Origin of the sequence: Clostridium sp. KNHs216 (genome assembly GCF_006714885.1) — a bacterium.
In the GTDB taxonomy this organism is placed as follows: Bacteria; Bacillota; Clostridia; order Oscillospirales; family Acutalibacteraceae; genus Caproiciproducens.
This window is the reverse complement of the sequence record NZ_VFMF01000001.1, coordinates 1,346,514-1,364,185: the sequence shown is the minus strand read 5'-3', so window position 1 is coordinate 1,364,185 and position 17,672 is coordinate 1,346,514. Positions and strand designations below refer to the sequence as shown.

Annotated in this window: 20 protein-coding genes; 14 read left to right on the top strand and 6 right to left on the bottom strand. The window is 51.8% G+C overall.

Annotated elements, in window-relative coordinates; all coding sequences use genetic code 11:
- The first annotated feature begins 186 nt into the window (after nucleotides 1–186).
- The 14 genes from LY85_RS06550 (at nucleotide 187) to thpR (ending at nucleotide 12,757) form a co-directional block, all read left to right on the top strand.
- The gene (locus tag LY85_RS06550; RefSeq protein ID WP_141825969.1) at nucleotides 187–957 is read left to right on the top strand and encodes an IclR family transcriptional regulator; all 771 of its coding nucleotides are present in this window, start codon (nucleotides 187–189) and stop codon (nucleotides 955–957) included.
- A gap of 114 nt (nucleotides 958–1,071) precedes the next feature.
- Nucleotides 1,072–1,878, top strand: a complete 807-nt coding sequence (locus LY85_RS06545) for a quinolinate phosphoribosyl transferase (RefSeq protein ID WP_141825968.1) — start codon at nucleotides 1,072–1,074, stop codon at nucleotides 1,876–1,878.
- 21 nt (nucleotides 1,879–1,899) lie between these two features.
- Nucleotides 1,900–2,814 carry a molybdopterin-binding protein gene (locus LY85_RS06540; RefSeq protein WP_141825967.1) on the top strand — a complete coding sequence of 305 codons (915 nt, stop codon included), beginning with the start codon at nucleotides 1,900–1,902 and terminating at the stop codon, nucleotides 2,812–2,814.
- Between the two features lie 15 nt (nucleotides 2,815–2,829).
- Nucleotides 2,830–3,603: a fumarylacetoacetate hydrolase family protein gene (locus LY85_RS06535; protein ID WP_141825966.1), complete on the top strand. Its 774-nt coding sequence runs from the start codon at nucleotides 2,830–2,832 to the stop codon at nucleotides 3,601–3,603.
- Nucleotides 3,604–3,624: 21 nt separating this feature from the next.
- Nucleotides 3,625–4,494 (top strand): acetaldehyde dehydrogenase (acetylating), encoded by an 870-nt coding sequence (locus LY85_RS06530; RefSeq protein WP_141825965.1) that lies wholly within the window; start codon nucleotides 3,625–3,627, stop codon nucleotides 4,492–4,494.
- 5 nt (nucleotides 4,495–4,499) lie between these two features.
- The gene (dmpG, locus tag LY85_RS06525) at nucleotides 4,500–5,513 is read left to right on the top strand and encodes a 4-hydroxy-2-oxovalerate aldolase (protein WP_141825964.1); all 1,014 of its coding nucleotides are present in this window, start codon (nucleotides 4,500–4,502) and stop codon (nucleotides 5,511–5,513) included.
- 124 nt (nucleotides 5,514–5,637) lie between these two features.
- Nucleotides 5,638–6,258, top strand: coding sequence for a 4Fe-4S binding protein (locus tag LY85_RS06520; protein ID WP_141825963.1), 621 nt, complete (start codon nucleotides 5,638–5,640; stop codon nucleotides 6,256–6,258).
- A complete protein-coding gene (locus LY85_RS06515; RefSeq protein ID WP_185741131.1) occupies nucleotides 6,255–7,724 on the top strand; it encodes a hypothetical protein in 1,470 nt (489 codons plus the stop codon). Before LY85_RS06520 ends, LY85_RS06515 begins: the two co-directional genes overlap by 4 nt.
- Nucleotides 7,725–7,838: 114 nt before the next feature.
- Complete coding sequence (locus LY85_RS06510) at nucleotides 7,839–9,191, top strand: UbiD family decarboxylase (RefSeq protein WP_141825962.1); 1,353 nt, start codon at nucleotides 7,839–7,841, stop codon at nucleotides 9,189–9,191.
- A 76-nt stretch (nucleotides 9,192–9,267) separates the two neighbouring features.
- Entirely contained in the window at nucleotides 9,268–10,545 is a 1,278-nt protein-coding gene (locus LY85_RS06505; RefSeq protein WP_141825961.1) for an SLC13 family permease, read from the top strand.
- 70 nt (nucleotides 10,546–10,615) lie between these two features.
- On the top strand, nucleotides 10,616–11,185 hold the full coding sequence (locus LY85_RS06500) for a UbiX family flavin prenyltransferase (RefSeq protein WP_141825960.1): 570 nt from the start codon (nucleotides 10,616–10,618) through the stop codon (nucleotides 11,183–11,185).
- Nucleotides 11,186–11,326: 141 nt separating this feature from the next.
- Nucleotides 11,327–11,755, top strand: a complete 429-nt coding sequence (locus LY85_RS06495; RefSeq protein ID WP_141825959.1) for a DUF3842 family protein — start codon at nucleotides 11,327–11,329, stop codon at nucleotides 11,753–11,755.
- 181 nt (nucleotides 11,756–11,936) lie between these two features.
- Nucleotides 11,937–12,218 carry a DUF503 domain-containing protein gene (locus tag LY85_RS06490; RefSeq protein ID WP_038325398.1) on the top strand — a complete coding sequence of 94 codons (282 nt, stop codon included), beginning with the start codon at nucleotides 11,937–11,939 and terminating at the stop codon, nucleotides 12,216–12,218.
- Nucleotides 12,219–12,223: 5 nt separating this feature from the next.
- Complete coding sequence (gene thpR / locus LY85_RS06485) at nucleotides 12,224–12,757, top strand: RNA 2',3'-cyclic phosphodiesterase (RefSeq protein ID WP_141825958.1); 534 nt, start codon at nucleotides 12,224–12,226, stop codon at nucleotides 12,755–12,757.
- Nucleotides 12,758–12,770: 13 nt separating this feature from the next.
- Here thpR and LY85_RS06480 read toward each other — a convergent pair whose 3' ends face one another.
- From LY85_RS06480 to LY85_RS06455, 6 genes are all read right to left on the bottom strand, one after another.
- Nucleotides 12,771–14,042: an Nramp family divalent metal transporter gene (locus LY85_RS06480; protein WP_141825957.1), complete on the bottom strand. Its 1,272-nt coding sequence runs from the start codon at nucleotides 14,040–14,042 to the stop codon at nucleotides 12,771–12,773.
- Between the two features lie 69 nt (nucleotides 14,043–14,111).
- The gene (locus tag LY85_RS06475; RefSeq protein WP_042082127.1) at nucleotides 14,112–14,513 is read right to left on the bottom strand and encodes a metal-dependent transcriptional regulator; all 402 of its coding nucleotides are present in this window, start codon (nucleotides 14,511–14,513) and stop codon (nucleotides 14,112–14,114) included.
- 96 nt (nucleotides 14,514–14,609) lie between these two features.
- Nucleotides 14,610–14,768, bottom strand: a complete 159-nt coding sequence (locus tag LY85_RS06470; protein WP_081928351.1) for a FeoB-associated Cys-rich membrane protein — start codon at nucleotides 14,766–14,768, stop codon at nucleotides 14,610–14,612.
- 13 nt (nucleotides 14,769–14,781) lie between these two features.
- Entirely contained in the window at nucleotides 14,782–16,917 is a 2,136-nt protein-coding gene (gene feoB, locus LY85_RS06465; protein WP_141825956.1) for a ferrous iron transport protein B, read from the bottom strand.
- Between the two features lie 71 nt (nucleotides 16,918–16,988).
- Complete coding sequence (locus tag LY85_RS06460; RefSeq protein WP_038325394.1) at nucleotides 16,989–17,207, bottom strand: ferrous iron transport protein A; 219 nt, start codon at nucleotides 17,205–17,207, stop codon at nucleotides 16,989–16,991.
- A gap of 51 nt (nucleotides 17,208–17,258) precedes the next feature.
- The gene (locus LY85_RS06455) at nucleotides 17,259–17,471 is read right to left on the bottom strand and encodes a FeoA family protein (RefSeq protein WP_038325393.1); all 213 of its coding nucleotides are present in this window, start codon (nucleotides 17,469–17,471) and stop codon (nucleotides 17,259–17,261) included.
- Between the last annotated feature and the right edge of the window lie 201 nt (nucleotides 17,472–17,672).

Here is a 17,672-nt window from a genome sequence, read left to right as displayed (position 1 = left end):
GAAATATTTTGTTGGTTTTAAACAAAACAGCAGAGTGTATTGTTTCGCTATTGACGAAATTGATTCCGTATTATAGAATTCAATTGACTTTTCCTGAATCTTATTCTAAAATATAGCCATCTGAAAATTTGCTTTTTCATATACAATATTTACGCTTTTAACGTTTTACAGAAAGGGATTTTTGCAATGACAGGCGAAACGGGTGTTTTTGTACAGTCTGTTGTCCGTGCACTGGATATTTTGGAGTGCTTTGAAGGACAATTGGTTGAGCTTGGAATTTCCGAAATTTCTGATCAGATGAAATTAAGCAAGAGTACCGTTTACGGGCTTGTGAATACATTGGTCAGCAAAGGGTATCTGGAACAGAATGTACAGACAAAACGGTATCGTTTGGGCATAAAGCTTTTCGAACTGGGCAGTCTGGTATATAAGCGCATGGATTTGCGCAACGAAGCAAAGCCGTTTTGTGAAGAGCTGGTCAGCAAGCACAACGCTACGGTTCATCTGGCCGCCCATTATGGGGACGAAATCGTTTATATTGATAAAGTGGACGCCCCCGGTGCCATGATCGTTTATTCTCAGACGGGTAAACGGGCTCCGATGCACTGCACGGGTGTGGGAAAAGCGATCCTTGCATTTTTAGGCGACGAGGCGCTCAGGCATCTGTTTGTGAAAGGGAATCTTGAGCAGTATACCGAGCATACTCTTACCTGTCTGGAGGATTTGAGCCAGGAAATGAATCATGTGCGCGCCTGCGGTTACGCGATCGACAACGAGGAAATCGAAACGGGCCTGCGCTGTGTGGCTGCTCCTATTTTCAATCATTTAAATCAGCCGGTTGCGGCGATCAGTGTGTCTGCCCCTACGGCAAGGCTGCCGATGGAAAATATCGCCTCCATTGCAAAGGATGTGCAGGGCTGCGCGCTGCAGATTTCACAAAGGCTGGGATATAAATAGCCCGGCATGAAATTTTTCTGAGAAATATAATGAACGGCGTTCGTTAACAGCGAATGCTATTCTTAAATTCATAATTATGAACGCTGTTCGTTAATGACGAACATGGAGGAAAGTATGGAAGATATCCGGGATACGATATTCAAAGGAATTGCCGACAAAGAATTTCGCGCTCTGCTGATTCCCGAGCGTGACGGATGCCTGTCCGGCACGGAGGAGGCACAGCGGCTGACCGGGGAGATCGGCGCGAAGCTCAGACTGTTTCTGCACGAGGGGGACAGCGTAAAGGCGGGAGAGCCGATCGGCGAAGTGATCGCTGCCCCGAAAATAATGGCAATGGCGGAAGAAAGGGTGATTGGAACGCTCTCTAAGTTTTCCGGTATCGCTACGGCCTCTCAGAAAGCCGTCCGGCTTGCACAGGGGAAAATACGGATTGTGTCCGGCTCGTGGAAGAAGATGCCTCCTGCCATCAAGAACGGTGTGCGTCAGGCGATTGTCGCGGGCGGAGCTTCCTTTCGCATCAGCAGTACGCCGATGGTCTATCTCGATAAAAACTATATCCGTATGCTCGGCTCCATCCCCGCCGCACTGGAAAGCGTGCGCGGCTGCGGGGATCTGGCGAAGGTGATTCAGATAAAGGGTAAAGAAAATTCTATTGAAGAAGAAACAAAGCAGGCTGTGGAAAACGGCTGCAGCATCCTGATGGTAGACACGGGCAATCTGGAGGATGTGGTCCGCTGTACCAAAAAGATTGAGCAAATGGGAATGAGCGGAAAGCTTCAGATCGCTTTTGCGGGTGGCGTCAAGCTGGAGGATATTCCGAAATTCATTGATTACGGAATAGATATGCTCTGCATTGGGAAAGAAATTGTTGACGCTCCGCTTCTGGATATCAAGATGGATGTTGAGCTGCAAAAAAATTGAGACGGAAAGGGGATTCTGAAGATGGGTCTGAACCTGCTGGAAAAGACGGAGCTCTGGGTCAACCACATCAAGCTCGATCATGTGAATTTGACCTTGCTCGCCCAGATCGTGGCGGATGTGCTTGGGCTGGAAAGCAGCAAGGTGCTGGTGGTCGACGTGCGCCCTGACCATATTACGCTGGACATTATGGAAAACGATATTCCTACTGAGAATATTGTAGGAAAGGAGCGCGCGCTGCTGGAAGCGCTTGCGAAGCTGGACGGCGTGCATCTGACCGAAGATTCCTGCATCCATTCCAACGGAATTCTGGGCCTGATCTGCCTGGAAGGGGAGAATCCCACCAGAATGAGCCGAAAGGTCGACCAAATGGTGGATGAAATGAGGGAGCGTATTGCCAAACGGGCAATTATCTTCCCGACCGGCTTTGAGCTGAAGCAGAACCTGATTGAAGATACGAACACCCCCTATCTGAAAGAACTTCTGGAGTCCGAGGGCTACCAGGTGACCGTAGGGGATGTGATTGAAGACGATCTGGACGACATGGAATATAAGCTGTCCGATGCGGTTTCGCGCGCGTTCGGGCTGATTATCACCACCGGAGGGGTCGGCGCCGAGGACAAGGATAAATCAGTCGAGAGCATGCTCAGAATCGACCCGCAGGCGGCAACGCCCTATATTGTGAAATTTCAGCAGGGAACCGGGCGCCACGTCAAGGACGGGGTGCGTATTGCTGTCGGAACGGTCGGGCCGTCCATGCTGGTGTCCTTCCCCGGGCCGAACGACGAGGTCCGGCTGGCGGCGGGCGTATTGCTGGAATGCCTGAAAAACCATGACGGAAAAGAGGAAACCGCTCAGAAAATCGCCGCGGTGCTTGCGGAAAAGCTGATGAAAAAGCCTTTCCACCATGAACACCACGGATTCGATCATCATTCATAAAAAGGAGTAAGATTTATGGACCGCAAGAAAATTGCTCAGGACTTATTGGAAGCAGAGAAAGAACGCCGTCAGATTGCGATGCCCACAGCGTCCAATCCCGATATGACCGTCGAAGATGCCTACGCCGTTCAGCTCGAAAATGTGGCAAAAAAGCTTGGCGCGGGTGAAAAAATCATCGGTATGAAAATCGGTCTTACCAGCAAGGGCATGCAGAATCTTCTGCATGTGAACGAGCCGGATTACGGCCATCTGACCGATAAAATGCTGGTGCTGGAGGGCGAAGCCTGTCCCGTTGACGAACTGATCCAGCCTAAGGTCGAGGGCGAGCTCGCTTTCTGTCTGAAAAAGACTTTACGCGGACCCGGCGTGACCGTCGCCGACGTATACAATGCCACGGAGTATGTGGTTCCCGCGATTGAAATCGTAGACAGCCGAATCAAGGACTGGAAGATTACCCTTGCGGATACCATTGCGGACAACGGCTCCAGCGCAAGATTCATCATCGGCGGCCGCATGACTCCCATTGCCGATGTGGATATGCGCCTGACCGGAATGACGCTGGAAAAGAACGGCGAGCTTGTGAACAGCGGCACCTGTGCCGAGGTCCTGGGCAACCCCGCGGCCTCCGTCGCCTGGCTGGCGAATAAACTCTCTGCTTTCGACATTGAACTGAAAGAAGGAAATATTGTAATGGCGGGTGCATTGACCGCCGCACAACCGGCTGCAAAAGGCGACAGCTTTACTGTGAGCTTTTACGGCATGGGCAGTGTGACAGCCAAATTCAAATAACATTCTTGAAAGGAAATCAAAATGGAGAAAATTAAGGTAGGCATCATTGGCCCCGGCAACATCGGGTCCGACCTGATGTATAAGGTTATGAAGAGCAAACATCTGCAGATGCATATGATGGCCGGCATCGTGGAGTCCGAGGGTATTAAAAGAGCCGCGGGGCTGGGCTTTAAAACATCGCTGAACGGCGTTGACGCGGTCGCCGCGGACCCGGATATCAAAATCGTATTTGACGCAACAAGCGCAAAAGCGCATTTACATAACGCGCCGATCCTGAAGGCCGCCGGAAAGATCGTAATGGATATGACCCCGGCCGCGGTGGGACCCTATGTGGTTCCCTGTGTCAACCTGGAACATCTTGCCCATGTCGATAACTTCAACATGGTGACCTGCGGCGGCCAGGCGACGATTCCGATCGCCTATGCCATTGATAAGGTAGCGGACTCCTCCTACACCGAGATCGTCGCGTGCCTTTCTTCCAAGAGCGCGGGCCCCGGAACCCGCGCAAACATTGACGAGTTCACACAGACGACAAGAAAAGCGCTTGAAATCGTCGGCGGCTCGGACAAAGCCAAGGCGATTATCGTTCTGAACCCCGCAGATCCGGCCCTGATGATGACGAACACCATTTACTCCATCGTAAAGAATCCCGATGAAAAAAAGATCATTGATTCCGTGTACGAATATGTGGAAAAGGTTCAGGCCTATGTGCCGGGCTATCAGCTTCGTGTTCCTCCGGTGATCGACGGGAACAAGGTTACCGTGATTGTACAGGTTGAGGGCGCCGGCGACTTTTTGCCGAAATACTCCGGCAATCTCGACATTATCAATCAGGCGGCAACCGCCGTTGCAGAAAAAGTTGCAGAAAATCTGCTGAGCAGGGAGGACTAACCGCTATGGAAAAAAGGAAAATTAAGATTGTAGATACCACACTGCGTGACGGAAGCCATGCAGTCAGCCACAGCTTTACGGTAGAACAGGCCACCGCAATCGCCGGAGGACTGGATAAGGTGGGCGTCAGCCTGATCGAACTGAGCCACGGCGACGGCATCGCGGGCTCTTCCATCAATTACGGGATGTCCAAGGTGCCGGAGATGAAGCTTCTCAGCGCCGCGAGCAAAGTGGTGAAAAACGCAAAGCTGACTGTTTTGCTGCTTCCCGGCATCGGGACCATTGAGGACCTTCAGGAAGCAAAGGACAACGGGGCACAGGCCGTGCGTGTCGCCACTCATGTAACTGAGGCGGATATCGCCATTCAGCATATCAAATACGCGAAAAGCATCGGTATGACGGCGGTGGGTTTTTTGATGATGTCCCACATGGCTTCTCCGGAAAAAATCGTCGAGCAGGCAAAGATTTTTGAGGAATGCGGAGCGGACTACATCAACCTTGCGGATTCCGCCGGACATATGGTGCCGGACGACGTCCGCGCAAGAATCAGCGCGCTGAAAAATTCCATTGGAATTCCGGTCGGCTTCCATTCCCACAACAACCTTGGCCTTTCCATCGCAAACTCCGTCGCGGCTGTCGAGGAAGGCGCTTCCTATATCGATGTCACCTGCCGCGGGCTGGGTGCGGGCGCCGGAAATACGCAGAACGAGGTCCTCTGTGCGGTTCTTGACCGCCTTGGATACGATACCGGCGTTGACCTGTACGGCATTATGGACGTCGCCGAGGAGATCGTCGAGCCGATTATGCAGCGCCCGCAGGTCGTCAATACGGCTTCCCTGATGCTCGGTTACGCCGGTGTTTACTCCAGCTTCCTGCTCCATACTTACAGGGCGGCGGAAAAATTTCATCTGAATCCCCGCGATATTCTTGTTGAGCTGGGCCGCCGCGGAATGGTCGGCGGACAGGAAGACATGATTATCGACGTTGCGTTTGAACTTTCCCAGCAGAAAACCCGGTAAAAAGATGGGGGAGAAGAATATTCTACTTTCAAAAGGAGGCAATCGGTTGGATGAATCCAGGCAGAATCGTATTGAAAAGGTCCGCAGTCAGGAAAACAGCAGCAGGAGAGGAGAGATTTAACGGATGAAACGAGTGACTCTTTTGGCCGAAGTGCAGCAGGACGTATGCCGCGGCTGTAAGGTATGTGAAAAGGTGTGTCCTGTTTATGCTATTTCGGTGACAGACAAAAAAGCAAAGGTAAAAGAGGATGAGTGCCGGGGATGTACCAACTGTGAATCCCGATGCCCGTTCCACGCGATCAAAATGGTAAAAAGGGAGAAACCGTTTACCGTCGGGGTGGATATTTCCCAATACGATTCCGGACAAATCCGCGAATTGTGTGAAAAGGCGCATCTGAATCCGGAACAGGTCATTTGCTACTGCGTAGGCGTGCGCGCCGAGGAGGTTGCCGCGGCGATTATGGCCGGGGCAAAAACCCCGGACGAAATTTCTTCCGTGACGGGGATCCGCACCGGCTGCACGATCGAGTGCATTCAGCCGCTGCTCCGTCTGATTCAGGCGGCGGGAATCGAGCTGAAACGCGATGAAAACGGCTGGCAGTGGTACGGCGTAACGCCTACCGCATGGACGCTTCCCGAAGATATTGTACACAAGTACAACAAGAGAGGCTTCTATTTTGAAGAGGATAAACAGCTGTTGGACCGCGTCGTACACACCAATCCGGAAGGGGAGGAAAAGAAATGAATTACACGGAATTGATGCATGAACCCATTAAGCCGATTCTGCCAAAGCCTTCCCAATACGGCATTGACCCTTCCCTGGTGAAAGCGCGTGTTTCCGAAATGCCGGGAATGGTGTCCCTTTATCTGCGCGAGCTCTTCCCGGACCTTCCCCCCGTGCTGCTGCCGGGTGGACCGGACGCGATCAAAAACGTCCGCCAAGCGGCGGAAGACGCCCTGATGAAGGTCGACATGAGCATGATTAAGCCGGAGCATTCCGTAAATGTGCTGGCTTCCCACCACGGCTTTACCCTGTTCGGCGGCGAACCGTACGCCGAGCTTTTAAAGGCGATCAGGGATGTTGTGGAAAAGAGGACCGGATGCAAAGATATCCGTCTGCGTGCCGGTGTCGGCATGCGTTTCCGTGAGACTGAGGAATATATCAAACGGTACGGATTGGATACTTATTATCACGGCAAGGCGATCGGCGTTGCCCCGATTGACGAAGGCATTCCGATCGAGACCGAGATCGGCACCCTTTACGGAATCAAGAAGGTCTACGACGCGGACTGGATCATCCACGCGCATCATACCGACGTGCGTGAGGTGCATTTTCACAGACAGGTAGACAAGGCGGTAAAGCCGTTCGGCATGTCCTATGCCCGTTGTGAAACCCGCAGCACCTATCATCAGAACCTCGGCCCCCGCGCGGCAAATTTTACGGCCCGTGCGATTTTTGAATCCAAATTCGTTCAGAGCAAATTCGCCTTTGCGGCTTTCCTGAACTGCGGTCCTCACGGCGTCATCGGCGCGGACTGCGACAACGATCTTTATGCGCTCAACGACCGGGCAACCTTTGTCGGCTGTCAGCTATACGGCAAAATCATGACGCTGTTCGGAGAAGTTGACAAGTGCATCGCGGTCCTCGACTTCCCCTGTCCGGTACCGTACGTCTTTTCCGCGGGCGTGATCTACGCCAACTTTACCGGCGCGAACACGGACCTTTACGATATGGAAAGCCCGCTTCCGCCTTACACCTGGTACACCGAAGCGTTCTACCGCAGGAACGGCCAGCCGCTGCTCGAAGAAACGCCGCCGATGAACCCGGCCATCAAAATGTGTGTGCACAACTACGCCTGGACCGGTTACCCGTCGGAATTCTTCTCCAAAAACATCCCCACGGTGGTTGTTGGCGAGGAACAGGGGAAACTGTTCGACACCGACTCTATGAATATCGGCTATATGGACTATGCGGTCACCGCAAGATCCACCGAGCAGGCGATGCAGTTCGCTTACAACGTTACCGGAACGGATAAGGTCATCATCTTCGACGGCGCAATGGGAGGCATGAACGTCAGCGAATCCCTTGCAAAGCTCCTGATTGACAAAGCACCGGAAGTCAGCAAAAAAGTTGACAATGTGCTGCTGCCGAAGTGGCTCAAGCAAAGGGGCGTAGACATTTCCGCACTTGACGCGCTTAAAAAAGACTGATTCCGTACGGTTCCTTTCAATCGATTGAAGGAGCCCCTAAACCGTAAAGATCCGTCTGTATATCAACAGACGGTCTGGATTATTAATGGTCAATGAGAAAGAGGAGGAATTGAAATGAAACCTATTCTGCGCGAATGGCTGTCTCAAATGGAAGAGGATGGAACCCTGAAGCGAATCAGCAAACAGGTAGATCCCATCAATGAACTGGCAGCGATCGGGAAAAAGCTGGAGCCGGACTACGGCGCTTATTTTGAAAATGTCAAGGGCAGCACTATGCCCGTTGTCACAGGACTCAGCCACACCCGCGAGGGAATGGCAAAGTCATTGGGAATGACCTACCCGGAGCTGAGGGAGCGCTTTTCTCAGGCACTGAGCAACCTGACTCCCTGCAAGGTATACGAAAAGAACGAGAAAAAGTTTGCCGTAAAGGAAAATATTATGATCGGCGACGAGGTAGACCTTGATATTCTGCCCGCCTGCCTGCACCATGAAAAGGACAGCTCCCGTTATATTACCGCTGCTATGTGCATTACAAAGGACCCCGATACCGGGATACGCAACGTAGCGATCCACCGTCATGAGGTAAAGGATAAAAACCATCTGGGCGCTCTGCTTCTGCCCCGTCACACCAATCAGCTTTTCAACAAAATGGAAGCCATGGGCAAGCCTCTGGAAATCGCTCTTGTGATCGGCGTGCATCCGTCCCTGCTGCTGAGTTCGCAGGCGACCACACGACTCGGCATTGATGAGTTTGAAATCGGGGGAACCCTTCTGGGCGAGCCGGTCGAGCTGGTAAAATGCGAGACGGTTGACCTTGAGGTTCCAGTGGAAAGCGAAATCGTCATCGAAGGAAAGATCATGCCCAATGTCCGTGAAAACGAAGGCCCGTTTGGTGAATACCCCAAGACCTACGGCCCCAAAGCGCCGCGTCATTTCATTGAGGTAACGGCAATCACTTATAGAAACAATCCGATTTACCACACGATTATCCCCGCAACCATGGAACATCTTCTGCTCGGCGGTATTTCCCGCGAGGCGATCCTGATGCAGGTGATCCGTCAGGTTACTCCCAACATTAAGAATGTTCATCTTACCCCCGCAGGCGGCTGCCGTTACCATGTGGTGATCCAGCTTGACCAGAAGCACGACGGCGAAGCGAAGAACGCAATGCTTGCCGCATTTACAAGCAGCACGGAAGTAAAGCATGTGGTTGCTGTCAACACGGATATTGACATCTTCAATATGCAGGATGTTGAGTGGGCGATTGCCAACCGCGTTCAGGCGGCAAGAGACATCTTTATCATTCCAGGCGCCATGGGCAATAAGCTGGACCCGTCTTCAAGGGAAGGCGTCTGCGACAAAATGGCTGTTGACGCAACAATTCCCATGAGTGGTAATAGGGAACGTTTTGAAAAGATACATATCTCCGGAATGGAAGATATCGATCTTAAAAACTATCTGTATTAATTCCGGGTCATAAGGACCCGGAATCTTCCGAAAAGTAAATGAAAAAGAGATTATATTTTAGAAAGGAACCATAAAAATGGAACTTAATATGGCTCTGATTTCTTTGATTGCCGTAATCGTTTTATTTGTCATAGGCGGTCTTGGTGCGATTCAAAAGAACCCGATCCACCTTGGACTGATGGGATTGCTGCTCGCATTCATCGTCGGCAAAATGGCTGGAATAAAAGAAACGGAAATCATGGGATTTTTCCCCACGGCCCTCTTTGTACGCGTATTTGGCATTATGTTTTTCTTTGCCATCACCCAGGTAAACGGCTCTATTGAACTGCTGGCAAAAAAACTGCTTGCCAAAGTCGGAAAAAATGCAAAGCTGATCCCTTTCTTCCTGTTCTACGTTGGTGTCTTCCTTAGCTCTATCGGCATCAACAGCCTTGCCGGCATGGCGATTCTGTCCGGCATCGGCATCTCTCTTGCACACGCATCCAACGGCAAGCCTCTCCTTTACGGCTTGGCCGGCGCTTACGGCATTGCCTGCGGATGTTACAGCCCCATCAATGAGTATACCATTAATATTACCACTGCCGCCGAATCATCGGGGCTGCATATTAACCTTGTATACGTTTACCTTTTCTGCCTGGTTGCTTTTTCCGTCAGCTTCTTTGTGGTGTACCTGATTTTAGGCGGACTGCAGGTGAAAGGTTCCGTTGAAACGGAATCGGTTACGAAAGAGCTGCCGAAATTTTCCCGTGCGCAGATGGTCAGCCTGTTAGGCATTATTGCGGTAGTTGCACTTGTCGTCCTGTTCAATGTGGACATTGGCTGGTCCGGAATCATTGTGGGAATCGCCTGCCTGATTCTTGGAGCCTGTAACTGTGCGGATGCCGTCAAAAAGGTTTCCCTCAGTTCCCTGATGCTGATTTGCGGCGTCGGTACGCTGATTAACCTCGTATCCAAGCTGGGCGGTTTCCAGCTGATGAGCTCTGCTCTTGCTTCCATTATGAGCACAAACACAGTTGCTCCTATCATGAGCTTTACCGCCAGTATCATGGCAATGTTCACGCTTTCACGCCTGGTGGTTTTGACTCTTATCCCAACGATTCCTGGAATTATTGCGTCTATCCCATCCGCTTCTGCAACGCTGGCAATCATTGGGACTTCAGCGGGTGCGTTTGCCGCCTGCATGAGCCCTCTGGGTGCTACCGGAGCAATCGTCATGTCCAATCTTGTACAGCAGTACGGCGAAAAAGAGGCGCAGAGCTACTTTGCCAAACAAATCCTCATGGGCATCGTCGGTGCTCTTGTGGTTGCCCTTGTCTGTTTTGTGGCTTCTGTGTTAGGAATATTCAGCGCTTGACCCGGTTGCCTGAATGATTCTCCAGCGGGGATTTTGTTTGAAAGAATCATCTATAGAAAGTGGTTGGATTATGCAGAAAAGACGAATGATAGTCGCCATAACCGGTGCGAGCGGTGCAATTTTAGGGATACGCCTGATAGAAGAGCTTCATCGGGCAGGAGTCGAGGTGCATCTCATCATCAGCGATTGGGGACAGCGCACGATATCGCTGGAAACGGACTATACGGTGGAACAGGTCTGCGCTCTTGCGGATACGGTATACCCCGCGGATGACTTGGCTGCGGCTGTTTCCAGCGGCTCTTTCCCAGTGGACGGGATGATTGTCATTCCCTGCAGCATGAAGACTTTGGCCGGGATTGCAAACGGATTTTCCAGCAATCTGATTGAAAGGGCCGCTGACGTGACCCTGAAGGAACGCCGCCCGCTTCTCCTGGTCCCGAGGGAGAGCCCGGTGTCGCGGATTCATCTGCGCAATATGCTCACTCTGTCGGAGATGGGCGTGATTATCCAGCCTCCCTGTGTGGAGTTCTATACGCGCCCGAAATCACTGACTGACATGATTGATTATCTGGTGGGAAAAACGATGGATGAATTGAAGATTGAACACGAACTGTTTGTCCCCTGGGGCGGCTCTGAATAAAACCAAACGGATAGTCGGAGTCCGGTTCTGCCGCCTTCCGGCTTAGGCAAGGCGCCGCGGATATTCCATGGTTCTGTTTATGGGAATATCCGCGGCGCTTTTATTCATAACAGGGATTATCATATAAAATGGAGATATCATATGCAAATAGTAGTGATTGACGGACAGGGCGGGGGAATGGGAAGGAGCATTGTGGAACGGCTGAAAGACGCACTGCCCGAGGCGGAAGTCGTTGCGGTGGGTACCAACGCTCTGGCAACCTCCAATATGATGAAGGGCGGAGCAAACGCCGGGGCGACCGGGGAAAACGCGGTGGTATACAACTGTGCCCGCGCGGATGTCATCGTCGGCCCGCTCGGAATCATCCTTCCGAACGCCATGTACGGGGAGGTTACCCCGAAAATGGCGATGACGGTTTCGGGCTGCGCGGCAGACAGGGTCTTTTTGATCCCTGCTGTGAAAAGACATGTCCATATTATCGGGATACAGGAGAAGACCATTTCTCAGTATATCGATGAAGCCGTTGCGGAGATAAAAAGGCATTGTGACAGCGAGCCGCCCATCCGGTAAAGGCCGAAAAGAGGGTACCGAATCTATGATTCGGTACCCTCTTTTCATGCGTATTTGGCATTCCGTTTACTTTCCGGGAGAAGGCGGGTATAATAAAAAAAAAGCGTGCGCCGCTCTATAGCAGCGCACGTACGGCAGAATGGCTTTCAAATTTCAGATTGCTCAAGAAGGGGGACAGCAGATGCTCATAGGAACGGCACAGATTACGCTTTACGCGCCGTGGGTGCATTCGCTGAAGGAAAAACGCATGGTGGTGAACAGCCTTCTGGCAAAGGTGCAGAATCAGTTCCATGTGTCCGCCGCCGAAATCGACTGTCAGGACGTCCATCAGACAATCGTCATCGGCATCGCCTGTGTGGCGGGGACCGCCGCGCTGGCGGACAGCGTGATCGATCATGCTGTGAATTTTATTGAAAGCAGCACCGAGGCGGAAATCACCGATGTGCTCAAAGAAATCAGGTGAACAAAATGCGTCTTTTTATAGCGGTCAACTTTCAGAACGAAGTGAAGGACAGCCTGTGCGGCTGTATCGAAAGGCTGAAAGAAAACTCGGTGCGGGGCAATTTCACCCGGCGTGAAAATCTGCACCTGACTCTGGCTTTCCTCGGCGAGACCCCGCGGGCCGATTCGGCAAAGCGGGCGATGGACGCCGCTGCCGGGGTGCCTTTTGAACTGAGGATTGGGGGCTTTGGACATTTTCGCCGCGGCGGGGACATTTACTGGGTCGGCGTTGAGCACAATGCCGCGCTTACGGCCCTTCAGGCAAGCCTGTGCGTGGAACTGCGCAGGGAAGGGTTCTCCCTTGAAACGCGCGAATTCAAACCGCACCTGACCCTTGGCCGGGAGGTTTCGCTTGTGCCGGGCTTTGACCGGGAAGCGTTTGCGCGGGCAATTCCTCCCATGCACATGCGGGTGGAAAAGATCAGCCTGATGAAGTCGGAACGGCTGAACGGACGGCTCACCTATACGGAGATTTACGCAAAGCAGTTGGAAAATACGTGAAGTCCCGCGGGCTTTACAGGAGCGTGTCTATCAGCAGATAGATATTCAGGCCGGTTACCGCGATTCCGACCGCCCACAGCATCGCGTTGTGGAGCGGCGTGTTCTTGTATTCACCCATTACCTTCCGGGAGGAAGTCAGATACAGCTGCAGGAAAATGGTGATGGGAAGCTGAATGCTCAGCAGCATCTGGGAAATGAGAAGGCCGTTGAACGGGTCGCTGATGAACAGAATGGCCGCCATAGCGACGATCAGGGTGCCCAATACGCCGATGCGGGTGTGCCTGTCGCTGATGCTGTAGGGCTCGCCGAACATGCCCGCCAGAATGCTGCCGCCGGTCATTCCGGCCGTAATCGACGAGGAGAAACCGGCGAAAAGCAAAGCCACGGCAAAGATGACGGCGGAAGCGTTTCCGATCAGCGGCGTCAGCAGCGTGTGCGCCTGGGAAAGCTCGTCCACCGGGATGCGCTGCTGAAAAAAGGTGGCGGCCGCAAGCAGGATCATCGCGCTGTTGATGGCCCAGCCTATGACCATGGAGAGAAGGGTATCCGTAAATTCGTATTTCAGCTGTTTTTCCAAGACAGCTTTGTCCTCCAGGTTAAATTGCCTGCTCTGAATGACTTCCGAGTGCAGAAACAGGTTGTGCGGCATTACCACCGCGCCCAGCACACTCATAATGATAAACGCGGAGTTTTCCGGGAAAACAGGCGTCACCCATCCCGCGGCAGCCGCGCCCCAGTCGATTTTCACCATGGTCAGCTCGTACAGGAAGGACAGCCCGATCACGGAAACAAATCCGATGATGATTTTTTCAATCTTCTTATAGGAGTTGCTGAAAAGCATTGCCGTGACCGCAGCAAAAACAATCAGGGAACCGGCTTTTACCGGGATATGGAACAGCATATTCAGCGCGATGGCCCCGCCGAGCAACTCCGCAAGGGCGGTGGAGGCGCAGGCCAGCAGTGCGGTAATCAGCACGGGAACGCTGATTTTTTTATGCAGATGCCGGGTGGCCGCCTCCGCAAGACAGTCGCCGGTCACAATTCCCAGATGGGCGACGTTGTGCTGAAGAAGAATCAGCATAATTGTGGAAAGCGTGATTACCCAGAGCAGGCCGTAGCCGAAATCCGATCCGGCGGCGATGTTGGTCGCCCAGTTTCCCGGGTCGATAAAGCCCACCGTCACCAGAAGACCGGGCCCTATGTATTTAAAAAGGCTGAGCGAAATGTCCGGCCGTTTATGGTCCTTCGCAAAGAGCTTAGTGATTTTTTGTTTAACTGCATTCATGAAAAGCGCACCCCAGATTCTGTCATTTTTACAATACAAATAACAGTATATCTGAAAATGGCGTTTTTATCAATCCCCGGAAAATGGGCTGGACTTCTTTTTAACTGCGGCGGTCAGTGTGACGCCGGATATTTTATCAATACTCTCTTCCGAGAGATCGCACAGGGAGAATATCGCGTCCCGGCGTGCGTTCTCCGGGGAAACCTGAAGGGTTTCGGAAAAAAAGGCATACAGCAGCAGATAGCGGGTATACAGCTCGTTCGCGATTCGGACTCCGCGCGCGGTGAAACGCACGGTTCCGTAATATTCTTTATCAATCAGTCCTTCCAAAGCAATGGCTTTCAGCATTTTGGAGGCGCTAGGACATTTAATTCCGAGAGACCGCGCGATGTCTTTGCAGTGGACTTCGCGGCCATCGAATCCCAGCTCGTAGATTGCAAACAGATATCGTTTTTTGCAGGAAGAAAACATTTTTACTCTCCTTTTTTACCTATTTACTTTTCATGGATCAACTCTGTTCAATAAATTTATAAAAAAAGCGCAGGCTTCAAACCTGCGCTTTTTCTATCAGGCCTTGTGGCTTTCGCTCGTGTCGGAGCAGTGATCGCAATGACCGCCGCACCCGGAGCAGCCGACACATTTTCCAGCCTTGTGCGCTTTATAAGTGTACCGCGCGGACGCGGCGAGAGCTGCGAAAAGAATAACCGAAATAATGAATGTTGCCATAAAAACGCCTCCTTTAGGCTGCGCGCGCTCCCTTCAGGGAATGAGCGCTTGTTGGTTTATAGCTGCGGAACAGAAGATAGAGAAGACCGAGAGAGAGGAGAGTGGCAACGGCTGTTCCGATACCAAAGCCGCCGCCCATGAACAGGGTGCCGAACTGGTAAACAATCAGGGAAAGGATATAGGCAAACACACACTGATACCCAACAGAGAACAGCGTCCATTTTGTGGAGCCCAGCTCGGTCTTGGCTGCGCCGATTGCTGCAAAGCACGGAGCGCAGAGAAGGTTGAACATCAGGAAGGTATAAGCGGAAAGCTGGGTAAAGGAGCTCTGCAGGTTGGCCCAAACTTCCGTGCCGTCTTCCGCCACTTCCGAGAAGCCGTACAGGATACCAAAAGTACCCACGACGTTTTCCTTCGCGATCAGGCCGGTAACGGTAGCAACGGCGGGTTTCCACTGTCCCCACCCGAGAGGTGCAAAGAGCGGGGCAATCACGCGTCCGACAGAAGCGAGAATGGATTCTTCAATGTCGACCATCTGAAGGTTCCAGCCAAAGGTGCTGAGGAACCATACGCCGACCGTTGCGAGCAGAATGACGGTTCCCGCTTTTTTGATGAATGCCTTGCCGCGGTCAAACATGTGAATGAGAACTGTCTTGGCGCCCGGAATGTGATACGCGGGCAGTTCCATGACAAAGGGCGCCGGATCACCGGCAAACAGCTTGGTCTTTTTCAGAATGATACCCGACATAATAATCGCCGCGATGCCGAGGAAATAAGCGGAGGGGCCGACCCAGGGCGACTCGGGGAACAACGCGCCGGCAATCAGCGCAATTACGGGCAGCTTGGCGCTGCACGGAATAAAGGTGGTTGTAATAATGGTCATCCGGCGGTCATGCTCACTTTCAATGGTGCGGGTCGCCATGATGCCCGGAACGCCGCATCCGGTACCGATCAGGATGGGAATAAAAGATTTACCGGACAAGCCGAACCGACGGAAGACCCGGTCCATAATAAAGGCGATACGCGCCATATAGCCGCAGTCCTCTACGATTGCAAGGCAGAGGAAAAGCACCAGCATCTGCGGTATGAATCCCAGTACAGCGCCTACACCGGCTACAATGCCGTCCAGAATCAGCGAACTGAGCCATTCGGCGGCGCCGACGGAAGCTAAGAAGCCGCCGATTGCGTTCGGTACGATATCACCGAACAAAACGTCGTTGACCCAATCCGTACCCATGGTACCGACAGTCGTAATGGAGATATAGTAAACCAGGAACATCACCACGGCAAAGATGGGAAGTGCCAGCCAGCGATTCGTAACGATCCGGTCGATTCTGTCCGACGTCGTCATTCCGGAGTTCTTTTTGTGTACGCATTTGGCAATCAGCTTGCCAATGTAATTGTAGCGTTCATTTGTGATGATGCTTTCGGAATCGTCGTCCGCTTCCGCTTCACAGGCGGTGATGACCGTTTCAATTTTGTCCTGTACGTCCTTTGAAAAATGGACTTCCTCCAGAACCTTGGAGTCTCTTTCAAACAGTTTGACTTCGTACCAGCGGGAGAAATCAGCGGGAATATAGCTTTTACCCAGCTCCCCGACTTCTGAGATCGCCTTTTCAATCGATTCGCTGAAAGAGTGCTGGGGGACGGTTCTGGCTTTTGCCTTTGCCAACGCGTAGGCTCTTTCCGTGACTTCTTTGGAGCCGGTCCCCTTTACCGCAGAGGTTTCCACCACTTCGCAGCCGAGCGCTTCGCTCAGCTTTTTGGTGTCGATCTTATCGCCGTTTTTCTTTACCACGTCGATCATGTTCAGCGCGATAATCACGGGGATGCCGATCTCCACGAGCTGTGTGGTCAGGTACAGGTTGCGCTCTATATTGGAACCGTCAACCAGATTGATAATCACATCCGGGTGCTCGTTAATCAGAAAGTTTCTGGTAACAACCTCTTCCAGCGTATACGGGGAAAGAGAGTAGATACCGGGCAGGTCAACGATGGTAACATCCTTGTGGCCCTTCAGTTTTCCTTCTTTTTTTTCTACGGTTACGCCTGGCCAGTTGCCTACGTACTGCGAACTGCCTGTCAGGTCATTGAACATTGTCGTCTTGCCGCAGTTAGGGTTGCCGGCAAGCGCTATTTTAATAGACATTGTGCGTACCTCCTTCATAATAGTTAGCCAAAGCTAACTTACCATCATAAAAATTTGGCCTCGCCGTACGGCTACGCCACTTCGATGTTTTGAGCATCTGCTTTCCGGATGGACAACTCGTAATTTCTGACGGTAATTTCCACCGGATCGCCTAAAGGAGCTACTTTCCGCACATAAATCTGTACGCCCTTCGTGATTCCCATATCCATAATCCTGCGCTTGATTGCTCCGCCGCCGCTTAAGGCGGTAACCGTTACGGTAGTACCGCATTTCGCATCTTTCAGTGTCATTCTGTTTCCCTCCTGTCAATTTTGCATATGAAATGAAGACCGTCGGGCCTTCTATGCCACCATAATCCTGTTTGCCATGCTCTTGCTGATTGCAATGCGGGTATCCTTTACATTTACGATCATGTTGCCGCCGATTTCCGATACAACGGTAACATTGCCTCCGACAACAAAACCCAGACTTTCCAGAAAGCGCCTGGTTTCGTCTTTGCCGTGGATCTCGTGAATAATACTTTGTACACCGGACTGTGCCATTGTGAGCGGCATAATGAATCCTCCTTTTTTATCAAACAACAAGGGAATAATTTTTGGTAGTTAGCATACACTAACTATTTATAATTTACTCCGCAATCGGCGATTTGTCAATACTTAGAGCTAAGAAAGAGAATAAAAGCCTCAATTTTATGAAATTTGTTTAACAATACAAAAAATCAGGGCACGGAACTGTGCAAGATGGAAAAATACAGA